This window comes from Streptomyces sp. NPDC002125 (assembly GCF_053593715.1).
Map to the genome: position 1 here is coordinate 71,383 of NZ_JBSFDD010000013.1, position 14,279 is coordinate 85,661.

Consider the following 14,279-nt stretch of genomic DNA (forward strand, 5'->3'; position numbering starts at 1 on the left):
GGCGCGCTCATGCCACTCCACCAGGGTTCGCACGGCAAGGGCATCCCCTCCGACGAACACCGCAGGCTCGCCCTCAACCCGTTCTTCGGAGAGGCCGACCCCACGGCGCCGATGATCGCCGCGCCGCCGACGCACCAGCTCCCGGACGGCCCGCTGCCGCCGGCGACCGCCTACCGGCTGGTCCACGACGAGCTGATGCTCGACGGGAACTCCCGGCTCAACCTCGCGACCTTCGTCACCACCTGGATGGAACCCCAGGCCGGTGTGCTGATGGCCGAGTGCCGGGACAAGAACATGATCGACAAGGACGAGTACCCGCGCACCGCCGAGCTGGAGCGGCGCTGTGTGGCGATGCTCGCCGATCTCTGGAACGCCCCGGATCCGGGGGCCGCGGTGGGCTGCTCGACCACGGGGTCGAGCGAGGCCTGCATGCTGGCCGGGATGGCGCTCAAGCGGCGCTGGTCGGCCAGGAACGCCGACCGCTACCCGGGGACGGCGCGGCCCAATCTGGTGATGGGCGTCAATGTGCAGGTCTGCTGGGAGAAGTTCTGCACGTTCTGGGAGGTCGAGCCGCGCCTGGTGCCGATGGAGGGCGAGCGCTTCCATCTGGACCCGCAGGCGGCGGCCGAGCTCTGCGACGAGAACACCATCGGTGTGGTCGGCATCCTCGGCTCGACCTTCGACGGTTCCTACGAGCCCGTCGCGGAGCTGTGCGCCGCGCTCGACGACCTCCAGGAGCGCACGGGGCTCGACATCCCGGTCCATGTGGACGGGGCGTCCGGGGCGATGGTGGCGCCGTTCCTCGACGAGGACCTGGTGTGGGACTTCCGCCTGCCGAGGGTCTCCTCGATCAACACCTCGGGGCACAAGTACGGCCTGGTCTACCCCGGCGTGGGCTGGGCGCTGTGGCGCTCCCCCGCCGAGCTGCCCGAGGAGCTGGTCTTCCGGGTCAACTACCTGGGCGGCGACATGCCGACCTTCGCGCTGAACTTCTCCCGGCCCGGCGCGCAGGTGGTGGCGCAGTACTACACGTTCCTGCGGCTGGGACGGGAGGGATACCGGGCCGTTCAGCAGACGGCCCGGGACATCGCGATGCGGCTCGCCGCGGGATTCGAGTCCCTGGACGACTTCAGGCTGCTGACCCGGGGCGACGAACTCCCGGTGTTCGCGGTGACCACGAAGCCGGAGGTGCGGGCGTACGACGTCTTCGACGTGTCGAGGCGGCTGCGCGAGCGCGGCTGGCTGGTGCCCGCGTACACCTTCCCCGCCAATCGCCAGGACCTCTCGGTCCTGCGTGTCGTCTGCCGCAACGGCTTCTCCTCGGACCTCGCGGAGCTGCTGCTCGACGATCTGCGCGGGCTCCTTCCGGAACTGCGGGCCCAGGCACACCCGTTGGACAGGGACCGGAGCAGCGTGACGGCCTTCCACCACTGACCACCGGCGCGAGGACCCTGGAGCCGGATCGGTACGGCCCTCAGGTGAGCACCCCGACGAAGGGCTCGCCCTCCCCGGCGAAGGTGTACGCCCCGGCCTCGATCCGTGCGATCAGGCCGCGGGTCCACTCGGCACCCGCGTCCGCCGAGTGGACCCACATGTTCATGATCTCGCCGATGTGCCCGAGCGACTCGGGGCCTTCGGCAGGTGTGTAGTCCTCCGTGACCGCGGCGCGCCAGCCCTCGATGGCGGTGACGCGCTCGCGCAGGAGCGCCACCGCCTCGGACCGTTCGAGGTCGACGATGAAGCCGATACCGGCGGAGAGGACGTCCACGCTCCGGTCGTACGAGGTCAATGAGTCGCGCAGCAGGGCGAAGAACTCCCGGGTGCCCTGCTCGGTGATCTCGTACTCGGTGCGGGGCGGGCCGCCCGCCGTGGACGGGGCGGTCTCGTGCGCGAGGAGAAGTCCCTGCTTCGCCATCTGCTTGAGCGCGTGATAGATCGAGCCCGGCTTGGCGTGGGACCACTCGTGGGCGCCCCAGAACTCCAGGTCGTTGCGCACTTGGTAGCCGTGTGCGCGGCCGTGCTGCCGCACGGCGCCCAGAACCAGGAGTCGGATCGCGGACATACCACCCACTCTATGTACTCAGCTGCGGTCAGCGTAGCCCGCCTCCTCGGCGACCAGATCGAGGGCCGACCTGCCGTCCAGCGACTCGCGGATGATGTCGGCGTGCCCCGCGTGGCGGCCGAATTCCTCGACGAGGTGCAGCAGCATCCAGCGCATGGAGCAGCGCCCGTCCTCGGGGAACCAGGGCGCCGGGGGCAGCGGGAAGGTGTCGTCCATGCTGTCGACCTCGTGGCGGACGAAGGCCTCGGTCTCGGCGGCGGCCTTCGCCCAGAACTCCAGCATCCGCCGCACCGTCTCCTCGCCGACCAGCCGGAAGCCGTCGCCCCAGGTCTCCTGGGTGCGCTGCTTCTCGTTCGGACGCTGCTGCGCCAGACGCAGCCAGTTGAGCTCCATCTCGGCGGCGTGCTTGAGCAGCCCGGAGAGGGAGCACCCGCTCGCGCTGGGACGGCTCGCCGCCTGCTCCTCCGTGAGGCCGAGCACCGAGCGCCGGATCGCCCCGCGCTGGGCCTCGACGAACGCGAGGAGCGCGCCGCGCTCGTCTCCGGGAGCCTCTGCGGGAACGTGAGTGACCATGGTGTCCGCCTTCATCCGTACGGGGTGTGTGCCGAACGCCAACGTACGGACCCAGCAGGACGGATCGTGACCTGTATCGCGGGGCCCGGCGGGCCCGCAGCCCTGAGGCCGAGCGGCCGGCGGTCTCAGAAGGGGAAGACGGTCCGTCCGTGCTGCACCGAGATCCACTTCCAGGTGGTGAACGCCTCGACGGCGGCCTCCCCGTTCATCCGGCCCATGCCCGACCTCTTCTCGCCGCCGAACGCGACGAGCGGATCATCCTGCACGGTACCGCCGTTGACGTGGAACATCCCGCCGGTGATACGCCGGGCGAACCGCACACCGCGCTCGGCGTCCGCCGTGTGCACGGCGCCGCTCAGGCCGTAGGGGCTGTCGTTGACGATCCGCACGGCCTCGTCCTCGCCGTCGAAGGGCATCAGCAGCGCCACGGGGCCGAAGATCTCCTGCTTCAGCAGCGGTGAGTCCTCGGGCAGCCCGGTGAGCACGGTCGGTTCCACGAGGTTGCCGCGCGCACGGCCCCGTACGAGCGGGGTGGCTCCGTCCGCGATCGCCCCGTCGACCAGCGCGGTGAGCGCCTCCGCCTGGAACTCGCTGATGACAGGACCGATGCGCGTCTCCGGGTCGCGCGGATCGCCGGTCCTGAGGCCGGCCACCTCGGCGGTGAAGCGCCCGGTGAACTCCGCCTCCACGGACCGGTCCACCAGGATGCGGTTGGCGGCCATGCTGACCTGGCCCTGGAACAGGAAACGGCTGTGGACGGCCGCCCGGACCGCGTGGTCGAGATCGGCGTCCTCCAGCACCACCAAGGCGCTGTTGCCGCTCAGTTCGAGGATGGTCCTCTTGAAGAGCCCGGCCGCGATCGCCGCGACATGACGGCCGACCCGGTCGGAGCCGGTGAACGAGATCACCTTGGGCACGGGGTGGTCGATGAAGGTGTCGCCGATCTCGGCGCTGTCGGTGATCAGGACGTTCAGGAGCCCGGCGGGCAGTCCCGCGTCCTCGAAGATCCGGGCGACCAGCGCGCCGCCCGCTATCGGGGCGTTCTGATGGGGCTTCACCACGACCGCGTTCCCGAGGGCCAGGGCCGGGGCGACGGTCTTCATCGTCACCAGGAAGGGGAAGTTGAAGGCACTGATCACGCCCACCACCCCGACGGGCAGGCGGTAGACCCGGTTCTCCTTGCCGTCCGCGAGCGAGGGCAGCAGCCGCCCCATGACTCCGAGCGCCTGTCCGGCCGCCTCGCGCAGGAACCGCAGCGCCGCATTCACCTCGTACTCGGCCTTGAAGCGGGTGCCGCCGAGCTCGTCGATGATCAGCTCGACGATTTCGCCGGAGCGTTGCTCGACGAGCCGCGCGGCGTTCTCCAGAACGGCCCGGCGCTCATAGGGACTGACCGCCGCCCATTCCGGCTGCGCGCGCTCGGCCGCGCGGTAGGCGAGGTCCGCCTCGGCCGCGGTGGCGACGGTGATCGAGCAGAGTTTCTCGCCGTTGTAGGGATTGAAATCAATGATGTCCCACGAACCGCTACCGGTCAGCCACTCGCCGTCGATGTACTGGTGGGCCAGTTCACTGGGGAAGGACATTCAATCCCTTACTGCAGGCGCAGACTCCTGTGGGTACGTCATCGTACTGGGGAATCAGGTGAGTTGAAGGAGTCCGCGGAGAAGATCCCGGCTCTCCTCCGGCCCCGGACTGTCCTCGTGGAGCCGAACCATGGCCTTTTCGTACTGGGCGACTTCCTCGGCCTTGTCCAGATAGAGCGCACTTGTCAGCTGCTCTAGATAGACGATGTCCGACAGATCGGATTCCGGGAAACGCAGCATCGTGAATGCCCCGCTCTCTCCGGCATGACCACCGAAACTGAAGGGCATTACCTGGAGGGTGATGTTCGGCTGCTCCGACATGTCGATCAGATGCCGCAGTTGTGCCCGCATCACCTCGCGTCCGCCGTAGGGACGGCGCAGCGCGGCCTCGTCGAGCACGGCGTGGAAGCAGGGGGCCTGCTCGGAGACGAGCGCCTTCTGGCGCGCCAGCCGCAGTGCGACCCTGCGGTCGATCTCGGCCGCCGGAGCTCCGGGCATGCCGCGCGTGACCACCGCGTGGGCGTAGGCCTCGGTCTGCAGCAGCCCGTGGACGAACTGCACCTCGTAGATCCGGATGAGCGAGGCCGCCCCCTCCAGACCGATGTATGTCTGGAACCAGCCCGGCAGCACATCGCCGTAACTGTGCCACCACCCCGCCATGTTGGCCTCACGGGCCAGGCCGAGGAGGGAGCCGCGCTCCGCCTCGTCCGTGACGCCGTAGAGCGTGAGCAGGTCCTCGACGTCCCTGGCCTTGAAGCTCACCCGTCCCAACTCCATGCGGCTGATCTTCGATTCGGAGGCGCGGATGGAGTAGCCGGCCGCCTCACGGGTGATGCCGCGCGATTCGCGCAGGCGCCTGAGCTGTGAGCCCAGCAGGATGCGCCGCACCACAGAACCACTCGACTCGCCTGCCGACACTGGCTTCCGACCCTCCCCATCGCTTCCCGTACCTCGGAGCTCCCCCGAACCCCGGAGGCGGATTCTGCCACCAAAACGCTTCAGCCCGTACTCATTCGATTACAGAGATGGCAAGACTTTCCGAAAGCTCCAAAACTATGAAGCGGAAGAAATGAGTCCGAACCGGCACGCTACCGGGCAGGTCCGGCGCGTGCACGTGCATCTGCCCTTGCATCTGCCGTACGCATTCGGAACCATGGCCCTCGCGCACCTGCGTTCTCGTTCGTGTTGTGCCGCTGTAACCGCAGTGCCCGCCAGAAGCAGTGCCGCTACAGCCGCGAATCCCGGGAGTGCCTCGCATGGGGACGAATGGATCGACGATGCTCGAGCCGTTACGGCAGGGGCCTCCCCCCGCCGACCCCTCGGCGGTCGCCGGCTCAGCCTCCTGCACGCTGCCGGCCCGGTACGAAGCGGTGGGCGGGGCCCGGAAGTTCACCCGTACGACACTGAACTCCTGGGACCTCGGCGACCGCTTCGACGATGTCGCGCTGGTCGTGTCCGAGCTGGTCACCAACGCGCTGCGGCATGCCCTTCCGGCCGAGTGTCCGAGAGATCGGCACGACTCCGCCGTACGGCTGCACCTCATGCGCTGGACCTCCCGGCTGGTGTGTGCGGTGCGCGACCCCAGCGAGAAGAGCCCCGTCGCGGGCGAGGCGGCCGATTCGGCCGAGTCCGGCCGGGGGCTGTTCCTGGTCGAGTCGTTCAGCGACGGCTGGGGCTGGTACCCCTCGCCCGTGCCCGCCGGGGACACTCCGCCCGACGGAGGGCTCGGCAAGGTGGTCTGGGCTCTCTTCCGGCTGACGGACCATCCGGCACCGGAGCGTCCGGTTCCGGCCGACGCGTTCTCCGAACACCTGTAGGACGCCGCACCCTGGTCCGGCGTGCGGCGTTCAGCCACCCGCGACCAGGTGGTCGAACTCCCCGTCCTTGACGCCCAGCAGCAGCGCCTCTATCTCGGCCGGCGTATAGACGAGGGCGGGCCCGTCGGGGTGGCGCGAGTTCCGCATCGCCACATTTCCCCCGGGCAGTTTCGCGAACTCCACGCAGGACCCCTGGGAGTTGCTGTGTCTGCTCTTCTGCCAGACGACTCCGCGGAGCTCTGTGGCCGCCATGCCGTTGTACACGTGGTGCACAGGACGCTCCCCGAGTTGCAAGGTGCAAGTGTCAACTAGCTCGGATCATAGCTGTGTTCATATGCCAATGCATGAGCAGATGCACGTGCACGCGGGGTGCGCACGCGATTACAGGTTTTCTCCCCGATCCGCTCACCGTGTTCCCCGTTCCCCCGCTTCTATGAGCAAGAGACGAACGGCACGCCAATTTGGCTCCCGTTCCACGGAGTTGCTCTTGTCCCCTTGATAGCTTGGCGCCGTCTTCCGGCCGTGAATCAGTAAGGGGAACTCCACATGGGCCACTCGGGCCACATGGACCGGCTTCCGCGCACCGGCGCCCTGATCGCCGCCGCTCTCGCCGCCGCGCTCACGCTGACCGCTTGCGGCAGTGGCGACGACTCCGGCGGCGCCCCGTCCTCCGCCGGCTCCGGCACCGCGCGGAGCACCGCTCCCGTCGGCGACGACGCGGCCGAGGGTGCCGACAGCGCGGAGGCCACGGCGCTGGAAGGCACCTGGGCGGGTGAGTCCGACGGCAGCCCCCTCGCCCTTTCGGTCAGTTCCGGCAAGGTGGCGCTCGTCGCCGACCAGCACGTCTGCGGGGGCGAGGTGAAGCACACGGGCGAGGTGACGCTCGCGCTGAAGTGCGTGGACGGGAACACCGACCGTGCCATGGGGACCGTGAAGTCCAACGACGGCAAGAAGCTCGTCGTCTCCTGGGAGGCCGGAGGCGAGGACACCCTGACCAGGGCCCCCTCGGGCTCGGTGGCGCCGGGCCTGCCGGAGCTCCCCAGCCCCTGACGCCCCCGGGCTCACGCCCGCCCGCTGCTGATCTCCAGCGCGTGCGAGAAGTCCTCCAGGGCGTGGAGCAGCAGGGTGGCCCCGTTGCGCACGAAGGAGTCGGGCGGCGGTCCCTCGGCGGCGTCCCGGCGCGCCAGCGCCTCCCGGACCGGCTCCCAGTCCGGAACGCGTCGTTCCCGTACGGCCTTCGCGCCCTCCTCGGTGGCCCGCCGGAACGCGTCGGCCAGGGCCGCCGCCTCGGGCACGGGAGTGGCGGAGGCGGCGGGCAGGTGGGCCTCCATGAGCATCGCGACCCTGCCGAACTGGGCGAGCGCGTCCTGCGCGTCCGCCGCGGAGACCCGGGAGATGCCCCGGTGGCGCACGGGCTCGTGCTGGGCCGTCTCCAGCGCCTCCTGCCAGACGACGCGGGCCTCCCTGGTGGTGAGCAGGGCGGTACGCACCTCTTCGAGGCTCCTGGACATGGGATCGGCGTACCGGTCGAGGACCGTGGCCGCGTAGCGCCCGTCCGTGATCACCCAGGCGGCGAGCCGGTCGCGCAGCCGCGGGGTCTCCCATGCCGGGTAGACGGCGTACGACACCATGGCGAGCAGCCCGCCGATGAGCGTCAGCACCACCCGCTCGGGCACGGTCTGCGACCAGTCGTCGCCCGCCATGCCGAGCAGGAAGACGACATAGGCGGAGACGCAGACCTGGCCGACCGCGTATCCGGTGCGCATCAGCAGATACATCAGTGCGGCGCTGATGACGGCGAGCAGGGCGGAGAGCTCCGCGTTGGGGTGTGCGGCCTGCACGATGCCGGTGGCGAGGGCGACTCCGATCACCGTGCCCATGAAGCGGGCCACGGAGCGGGAGTACGTCTGGGTGAACTCCGGGCGCATCACCATCACGGCGGTCATCGGGGCCCAGTAGCCGTGGCCGAACGGCAGCACCGCACCCATGAGGTAGCCCGCCGCGGTCACCGCCGAGACCCGTTCCGCGTGGCGCAGGATCGTCGAGCCCCGGCGCAGTTCGCGGCGCATGGAGCGGTAGACGACCGGGACCAGCCCCAGCAGGCCGGGCCGGCGGCGGGACGGGACGAGCGGCTCTCCGGGGGTCCGGTCGTCCGTGCCGGTGCCCTCGGCGATCTCGATGACGTCCGCGAGCAGCGCGGTGAGCCGGTCGGCGGCGCGGCGGGGCGGGCCGGTGAGGATGACCTCGGTGTCGGGGGACTTGAGCACGGAGAGCGCCGTCTCGTCCAGGCTCACCGGGTCGCCGTGGCGCACCGCCCGTGCGGCGGAGTCGAGGAGGGAGCCGGCGGCGCCGAGGATCTCCCGCGCCCAGTAGCGTTCCGGGCCCTCGGCCGGGACTCCCAGGGCCGGGTCCGCCAGCGAGGCGAGGACCGGTCTGAGCCGTTCGGCGACCCCGCGCACGCCGTGCAGGTCGGCGGGCCGGCTCCGGGCCTGCCAGGACGTGACGGCGGCGGCGTTGCGCGCGGTCATCAGCGGTACGGGGTCGAAGGGCGCGACCGGGTCGTGACGCAGCCTGCGGGCGTAGTCGGCCTCCCCCGCCAGGGCGTCGGCGAGCGCGTCACGCTGGGCGCCCCATCTGCGGACCGGGAACAGCACGATCAGCGCCGCCTGGACCAGCCCGCCGAAGGCCATCATCGCGGCGTGCGCCGCGGCGTCGGCTACCGAGGTGGGCAGGGTGATGGTGACGAGCATGATCGCGACGTTGGAGCCCGCGATGATGCCGCCCGTCGGGCCCGCCGCCCAGGTCATCCCGGCGGTGAACGTCCACAGGATCAGCAGGGCGAGGAACAGCAGGGTGTGGGACACGGTGACGTAACCGACGAACGTCGACACGGCCAGACTGGCGCCGGAGACCAGGGCGAGCACGGGCCGGGGGCGCCAGCTGCGCTGGAAGGTGGCGATGGCCGCCTGGAAGGCGCCGAAGGCGGAGCCCGCGGCGATCACCGGGCCGAAGAGCGCCAGGCTGATCCCGACGACGAGGGCGAGGCCCGCGGCCCCGCGCACCGCGATGAGCGGTTCGAGACGCCGCCGCTCGATCGTCAGCCCCGAGCGGGCGGTCTCCTTCAGCGCCCGGAGCCAGCTCATGGAGCGAGCCTAGCCGCATTCTCCGACAAGCCCGACTTGTGCCGCACCGCTGAAGCTAACGGTCGATTCCCGGCTTTCCGCCGCCCATCCTGGCCCGGTCCGCCGCGTCGGTGCCATGGGTCCAGCCCTCGGCGTCCGTGACCCCGCGCAGCCGGGTCGTGGTGGTCTGCGGGAACATCCGCTCCGCCGTGTCGGTCACCGCCACGTCCCGGGCCGCCAGGACCGGCAGCAGGGCGCCGGAGCCGCCGCCCGGGGACGAGCCGTCCGATCCCGCCTCGGCGGTGACCCGGGCGGTGTCCGCCGCGAGGCGGCTGCCCAGACGCTGGGCGTACGCCATCAGGAAGGACTGCCTGAAGGTCTTGGTCCGCTTGCGCCCGCCCGCCCTCTGTCCGGCCTCCGCCTTCGTCATCGCGGCTGTGCCCTGCACCAGGAGGGAGGTGAAGAGCAGTTCGACGGCCTCCAGGTCGGGCTCGAAGCCCACGACCGTGGTGAAGCCGAGATCGCTGTTCCACACGGCGCGGCAGCGGTTCGCCGAGGCCACGGAGTCGAGCAGGACCGCCTTCGCGCTCTCGTAGGGCGCGTCCACCCCGATCCTGACGGCACCCGGAGTACCGGCGCCGTGCGTACGGGCGGCGACGAGCGCCTCGTCGATGCTGTGCCGGGCCATCAGCTCCTGGGCCTTGGTGGTGAGCGCCTCGGCCTCCTCGGGGAAACCGGTCGCCTCCGCCTTGGCGAGCAGCGCCCTGATCCTGGTGAGCATGCGGGGTTCGCCGGGGGCGGGCGGCCGGTGCGGGACGTCGGCGGCCGTGCCGGGCGGCGGCCCGACCGGTTCGATGACGGGGAGCCGCAGCAGCAGCCGGTACAGCTCCAGGAGCGCGGAGGCGTACGTGAAGCGGTCGGGCCGGTTGCGCGGGGCCGGGGCGGGCAGCGCGGCCAGCTGATCCGCCCAGCGCGGAGGGAGGGTCGCGTAGCCCGCGGTCTCGGCCGTGATCAGCGCTGCGGCGAGCGCGGACGCCGGCTCGTCCAGCTCGCGCCGGACGGTCCGTACGACATCGGCGGGCTGCCAGCCTCGCGCCCAGGCACGCCGGACGAACTCCTCGCCCCTGCGGTGCAGCTCCGCGTCGGCGGACGGGTCGGCCGCGAGGAGGGAGGCGCCGGTGTCCAGGCCCGCGTCGCCTTCCGAGTACAGGGCCGCGGCACACGCCCGGTCGATCACCGATTCCATCGGGCCAGGGTAGGCGGCTGCCGCCGGGTCAGTGCTCCCCGGGGAGCAGGACGAGCTTGCCGCGCACGTGTCCGGCCTCGCTCAGCTCCTGGGCCTTCGCGGCCTCACGGAGTGCGAACGTCCGCTCCACCGGGATGCGCAGGCCGCCCACGGCCGCGAGGTCCGCGTACTCCGCGAGCCGTCTGCCCTCGGCGGGGCTCTCCCCGCCGCCCGCCGAGAATGCCACGCCGTAGCGGGCCGCGTCCGGGTCGGCGATGGTGGAGATCCGGTCGGGGGTGCCGCCGCGCAGCTCCACCGAGTCCTCCAGGGCACCCTTGCCCGCGGCGTCGAACACCGCGTCCACGCCCTGCGGCGCGGCCTCCCGCACCCGTTCCACCAGCCCGTGCCCGTAGGCCACGGGCACCGCGCCGAGCACCCGCAGATAGTCGTGGTTGGCCGGCGACGCGGTCCCGATGACGGTCGCGCCCCTGGCCGTGGCCAGCTGGACGGCGGCGGAACCGACGGCTCCGGACGCCCCGTGCAGCAGCAGCGTCTCGCCCTCGGCCACCGCCAGTTCGTCGAGCACCCGGGCGGCGGTCGCCGTCGCGACCGGCAGCGCGGCGGCCTCGGCCCAGCCCAGGGCCTCCGGTTTGGGCGCCACGGAGCCCACGTCGGCGAGGACGTACTCCGCGTACGCGCCGGTCGCGCTCCGGCCGAGGACCTCGTCGCCGACCGCGAACTCCGTGACGCCCTCGCCCGTCTCGTCGACCACACCAGCGAACTCGCTGCCGGGTGTGGCGGGCAACGGCGTGGGGAACGCCGCCTCCATCCAGCCGTTGCGGATCTTGTAGTCGACCGGATTGACCCCGGCCGCCCTGACCGCCACCCGGATCTGCCCGGGTCCGGCGTGCACGTCGTCGACCTGGGCCCGGTGCAGCACACCGGGGCCGCCGAACTCCTCGTACACGATCGCTTCCATCACCGTCTCCTCCGCGTCGTCCTCGCCGCGTTCCCGGGGCGCGCCGCGCGCCCGTACTCCGATCCTGGCGGCAGCGGGGCGCGCCCGCCCGGTGAGCAGGGGCCGCTGTCAGTGCCGGGTGCGAGACTCGGCCCATGACCGAACGTTGGGCCCTGGCCACTGCGGAGGGCGGCGGCGCGCTCCTCGTGCCGCTGACCCGCGACGGCCTGCCCGCCGGTCCCGTCCTCTCCGAGCCCGACCTGGCGGAGTCCGTCCGCTCCCGCCCCGAGGTGTTCCGCTGGGTCTGGCGCTCGACCTCCGGGATCTATCCCCGGCTGCTCGCGGCGGGCGTCCGCGTCGAGCGGTGCTACGACATCGAGTGCGCCGAGCTGCTGCTCCTCGGCCACGAGGGACGGCTCGGGGAGCCCCGCTCGGCCGCGGCGGCCTGGGCCCGCCTGCGCAACGCCCCGGTGCCGCCCGATCCGCCGGCCCGCGCGGCCGAGCCCGGCTCCCAGTCCTCCCTCTTCGAGCCCCGCTCCGGCACCGACCTGCCGTTCGAGGCGCTCCTCGAGGTGTACGCGGAGCAGCTGCGCCGCCACGGCCGGGCGGAGCACCCGGACAGGATGCTGCTGCTCACGGCCGCCGAATCGGCCGGCATGCTGGTCGCCGCCGAGATGAACGCGGCGGGCCTGCCCTGGCGGGCCGATGTGCACCGCGAGGTGCTGGGCGGCCTGCTCGGTGAGCGGTACGCCGGTGGCGGCGAGCCCCGCCGGCTCGCCGAGGCCGCCGACGAGGTCTCGGCGGCCTTCGGCAGACGGGTGCGGCCCGATCTGCCGGCGGACGTCATCAAGGCGTTCGCGCAGGCCGGGATCAGGGTGAAGTCGACGCGCCGCTGGGAGCTGGAGGAGCTCGACCACCCGGCGGTGGAGCCCCTCGTCCGCTACAAGAAGCTGTACCGCGTGTGGACGGCTCACGGCTGGAGCTGGCTCCAGGACTGGGTGCGCGAGGGCCGCTTCCGCCCCGAGTACCAGCCGGGAGGTACGGTCAGCGGGCGCTGGACGACCAATGGGGGCGGGGCGCTCCAGATCCCCAAGGTGATACGCCAGGCGGTCGTCGCCGACGAGGGCTGGCGGCTGGTCGTGGCGGACGCCGACCAGATGGAGCCGCGCGTGCTGGCCGCGATCTCCCGCGACCGAGGGCTGATGGAGGTGGCCGGACACGAGGGCGACCTCTACAAGGCCCTGTCCGACCGGGCGTTCCACGGCGACCGCGACCACGCCAAGATCGCGCTCCTCGGCGCGATCTACGGACAGACCTCCGGCGACGGCCTGAAGAACCTGGCGGCGCTGCGCCGAAGATTCCCGCATGCCGTGGCGTACGTCGACGACGCGGCGAAGGCCGGCGAGGAGGGCCGGCTCGTCCGCACCTGGCTGGGCCGCACGAGCCCGCCCGCCGCCGGCGCGGAGGAGGCGGGCGAGGCGGGCATCCCCCAGGAGAGCGAGGAGCCCGCCGCCGGGGAGGGCGCCGACACCTACGGATTCACCCCGGGCTACGCCTCGTCGAACGCCCGGGCGCGGGGCCGGTTCACCCGCAATTTCGTGGTCCAGGGCAGCGCGGCGGACTGGGCGCTGCTGCTGCTCGCGGCACTGCGGCGGACGCTGGCGGCCGGGGGGATGCGGGCGGAGCTCGTGTTCTTCCAGCACGACGAGGTGATCGTGCACTGCCCGGCCGAGGAGGCACCCTCGGTGGTGGCGGCGATCCGGGAGGCGGGTGAGCTGGCGGGGCGGGTCGCGTTCGGTGAGACGCCGGTGCGGTTCCCGTTCAGCACGGCGGTCGTGGAGCGCTATTCGGACGCCAAGTAGGCGTCCCCGAGCCGGGTCTGCGGTCGTCCCCCGGCCAGGTCGACGGCCGTCCCCGGCCCGGGCCGTCGGCCGTCCCCCGCCCGGGTCGGCGGCCGGATGCCCGGGCCGGGAGGATCTCCCGGTCCGGGCGCCGCCGCGTGCCCGCGTCTACCCGCGCTCCCACAGCGCGGGGACCAGCGGCGGTTCCCACCCGGCGATCGCCGAGTGCGCCTGGAGACAGCGGTAGGAGGCACCTCCATAGGTCACCCGGTCACCGGCCCGGTAGGACGTGCCCGCCGCCCAGGTGCCGCCGGCCGGCGGAGTGGTGGGGTCGGTGGGGTCCGGCTGCTGGGCGACGTCCAGCACGAAGTCGAAGGTGCCCTGCCGCCCGGACCCGGCGGTGCGGACGTTCATCAGCAGCGCCGGATCGTAGAGGGCGTCGGTCGCGTTGCGCGGTTCGCCGGGGAAGTAGAGCTGTGTGGTCAGCACGGGGTGCCCGGGCGCCTGTGCCTTCACATGGATGTGGCGCGTCCGCCCGGGGTACAGCCCCGCCACCACCGTGGTAAGCGTGAAGGCACCCCCCGCGTCGGTGAACTGGTGCCCGCGGAAGGCGAACCCGCTCATGTCGTACGCCCCCGAGGCGTCCGCCTGCCAGAAGTCGAGCAGCACCCCCGGCAGGGGCTTGCAGGCCCGGCCGAACACATAGCCGCTGACGGTCAGCGGTGTGCCGGGAGTGCCCGGGGTCACCAGGCTGGTCCTGAGCGGGGAGGCCGGTTTGAAGTACGGACCCTCCATCTGCTCGGGCGTCGGGTCGTCCCCGTCGTCGCAGGCCGGTGTGAGGGCCAGGGGCGCACCGCCGTGGCCGGTGTCGCGGGCCAGGGCGATGCCGCCGCCCGCGATCAGGGGAACGGCACTCGCCGCGACCGCGGCCCGCAGAAGGTTCTTGCGGCTGACGGGACGGCCGGGCGGACCGGCCTCGGAGGTACGGGGCGGGGTGCCGGCGGAGGGTTCCGGGGGCACGGCTGAACTCTCGGTCATGGCTGATTCCTCGGTCTGCTGGGGCTTCCTCGGTCTGCTGCGGTTGCCTGGATCTGCTGT

The 14,279-nt window shown here is 72.0% G+C and carries 13 protein-coding genes; 4 read left to right on the forward strand and 9 right to left on the reverse strand.

Features of this window, described 5'->3' with window-relative positions; genetic code table 11:
- Positions 1-9: 9 nt before the first annotated feature.
- Positions 10-1,434, forward strand: a complete 1,425-nt coding sequence (locus ACWCQM_RS22425; RefSeq protein WP_450916926.1) for a glutamate decarboxylase — start codon at positions 10-12, stop codon at positions 1,432-1,434.
- 40 nt (positions 1,435-1,474) lie between these two features.
- Here ACWCQM_RS22425 and ACWCQM_RS22430 read toward each other — a convergent pair whose 3' ends face one another.
- The 4 genes from ACWCQM_RS22430 to ACWCQM_RS22445 form a co-directional block, all read right to left on the reverse strand.
- Complete coding sequence (locus ACWCQM_RS22430; RefSeq protein ID WP_450916927.1) at positions 1,475-2,062, reverse strand: PadR family transcriptional regulator; 588 nt, start codon at positions 2,060-2,062, stop codon at positions 1,475-1,477.
- Between the two features lie 18 nt (positions 2,063-2,080).
- Entirely contained in the window at positions 2,081-2,635 is a 555-nt protein-coding gene (locus ACWCQM_RS22435; protein ID WP_450916928.1) for a DinB family protein, read from the reverse strand.
- A gap of 125 nt (positions 2,636-2,760) precedes the next feature.
- On the reverse strand, positions 2,761-4,218 hold the full coding sequence (locus ACWCQM_RS22440; RefSeq protein WP_450916929.1) for an aldehyde dehydrogenase family protein: 1,458 nt from the start codon (positions 4,216-4,218) through the stop codon (positions 2,761-2,763).
- Between the two features lie 54 nt (positions 4,219-4,272).
- The gene (locus ACWCQM_RS22445) at positions 4,273-5,136 is read right to left on the reverse strand and encodes a helix-turn-helix domain-containing protein (protein WP_450916930.1); all 864 of its coding nucleotides are present in this window, start codon (positions 5,134-5,136) and stop codon (positions 4,273-4,275) included.
- 359 nt (positions 5,137-5,495) lie between these two features.
- Between ACWCQM_RS22445 and ACWCQM_RS22450 the strand changes: the two genes are divergently transcribed.
- Positions 5,496-6,035, forward strand: coding sequence for an ATP-binding protein (locus ACWCQM_RS22450; protein WP_450917036.1), 540 nt, complete (start codon positions 5,496-5,498; stop codon positions 6,033-6,035).
- 30 nt (positions 6,036-6,065) lie between these two features.
- Here the strand turns inward: ACWCQM_RS22450 and ACWCQM_RS22455 are convergent, their stop codons facing one another.
- Positions 6,066-6,308 (reverse strand): DUF397 domain-containing protein, encoded by a 243-nt coding sequence (locus ACWCQM_RS22455; protein WP_073750267.1) that lies wholly within the window; start codon positions 6,306-6,308, stop codon positions 6,066-6,068.
- A gap of 273 nt (positions 6,309-6,581) precedes the next feature.
- On the opposite strand from ACWCQM_RS22455, the gene ACWCQM_RS22460 reads away from it, so the two are divergent.
- Positions 6,582-7,085: a hypothetical protein gene (locus ACWCQM_RS22460; protein WP_450916931.1), complete on the forward strand. Its 504-nt coding sequence runs from the start codon at positions 6,582-6,584 to the stop codon at positions 7,083-7,085.
- A gap of 11 nt (positions 7,086-7,096) precedes the next feature.
- On the opposite strand, the gene ACWCQM_RS22465 is transcribed toward ACWCQM_RS22460, so the two are convergent.
- The 3 genes from ACWCQM_RS22465 to ACWCQM_RS22475 are packed head-to-tail and all read right to left on the reverse strand — an operon-like array spanning position 7,097 to position 11,361.
- On the reverse strand, positions 7,097-9,178 hold the full coding sequence (locus ACWCQM_RS22465; RefSeq protein WP_450916932.1) for an FUSC family protein: 2,082 nt from the start codon (positions 9,176-9,178) through the stop codon (positions 7,097-7,099).
- Positions 9,179-9,233: 55 nt separating this feature from the next.
- Entirely contained in the window at positions 9,234-10,403 is a 1,170-nt protein-coding gene (locus tag ACWCQM_RS22470) for a DUF2786 domain-containing protein (protein WP_450916933.1), read from the reverse strand.
- A gap of 28 nt (positions 10,404-10,431) precedes the next feature.
- Complete coding sequence (locus ACWCQM_RS22475) at positions 10,432-11,361, reverse strand: NADP-dependent oxidoreductase (RefSeq protein WP_450916934.1); 930 nt, start codon at positions 11,359-11,361, stop codon at positions 10,432-10,434.
- 134 nt (positions 11,362-11,495) lie between these two features.
- Here ACWCQM_RS22475 and ACWCQM_RS22480 point away from each other — a divergent pair, with 134 nt between their 5' ends.
- Entirely contained in the window at positions 11,496-13,202 is a 1,707-nt protein-coding gene (locus ACWCQM_RS22480) for a bifunctional 3'-5' exonuclease/DNA polymerase (protein ID WP_450916935.1), read from the forward strand.
- A gap of 147 nt (positions 13,203-13,349) precedes the next feature.
- Here ACWCQM_RS22480 and ACWCQM_RS22485 read toward each other — a convergent pair whose 3' ends face one another.
- Positions 13,350-14,219: a dioxygenase family protein gene (locus ACWCQM_RS22485; protein WP_450916936.1), complete on the reverse strand. Its 870-nt coding sequence runs from the start codon at positions 14,217-14,219 to the stop codon at positions 13,350-13,352.
- Positions 14,220-14,279: the final 60 nt, after the last annotated feature.

Excerpts from the sequence above, each read along its gene's own strand:
- ACWCQM_RS22460 (WP_450916931.1), top strand. The coding sequence starts at position 6,582 with ATGGGCCACTCGGGCCACATGGACCGGCTTCCGCGCACCGGCGCCCTG.
- ACWCQM_RS22450 (WP_450917036.1), top strand. The coding sequence starts at position 5,496 with ATGCTCGAGCCGTTACGGCAGGGGCCTCCCCCCGCCGACCCCTCGGCG.
- ACWCQM_RS22440 (WP_450916929.1), bottom strand. The coding sequence starts at position 4,218 with ATGTCCTTCCCCAGTGAACTGGCCCACCAGTACATCGACGGCGAGTGG.
- ACWCQM_RS22465 (WP_450916932.1), bottom strand. The coding sequence starts at position 9,178 with ATGAGCTGGCTCCGGGCGCTGAAGGAGACCGCCCGCTCGGGGCTGACG.
- ACWCQM_RS22425 (WP_450916926.1), top strand. The coding sequence starts at position 10 with ATGCCACTCCACCAGGGTTCGCACGGCAAGGGCATCCCCTCCGACGAA.
- ACWCQM_RS22435 (WP_450916928.1), bottom strand. The coding sequence starts at position 2,635 with ATGGTCACTCACGTTCCCGCAGAGGCTCCCGGAGACGAGCGCGGCGCG.
- ACWCQM_RS22485 (WP_450916936.1), bottom strand. The coding sequence starts at position 14,219 with ATGACCGAGAGTTCAGCCGTGCCCCCGGAACCCTCCGCCGGCACCCCG.
- ACWCQM_RS22480 (WP_450916935.1), top strand. The coding sequence starts at position 11,496 with ATGACCGAACGTTGGGCCCTGGCCACTGCGGAGGGCGGCGGCGCGCTC.
- ACWCQM_RS22430 (WP_450916927.1), bottom strand. The coding sequence starts at position 2,062 with ATGTCCGCGATCCGACTCCTGGTTCTGGGCGCCGTGCGGCAGCACGGC.
- ACWCQM_RS22475 (WP_450916934.1), bottom strand. The coding sequence starts at position 11,361 with ATGGAAGCGATCGTGTACGAGGAGTTCGGCGGCCCCGGTGTGCTGCAC.
- ACWCQM_RS22470 (WP_450916933.1), bottom strand. The coding sequence starts at position 10,403 with ATGGAATCGGTGATCGACCGGGCGTGTGCCGCGGCCCTGTACTCGGAA.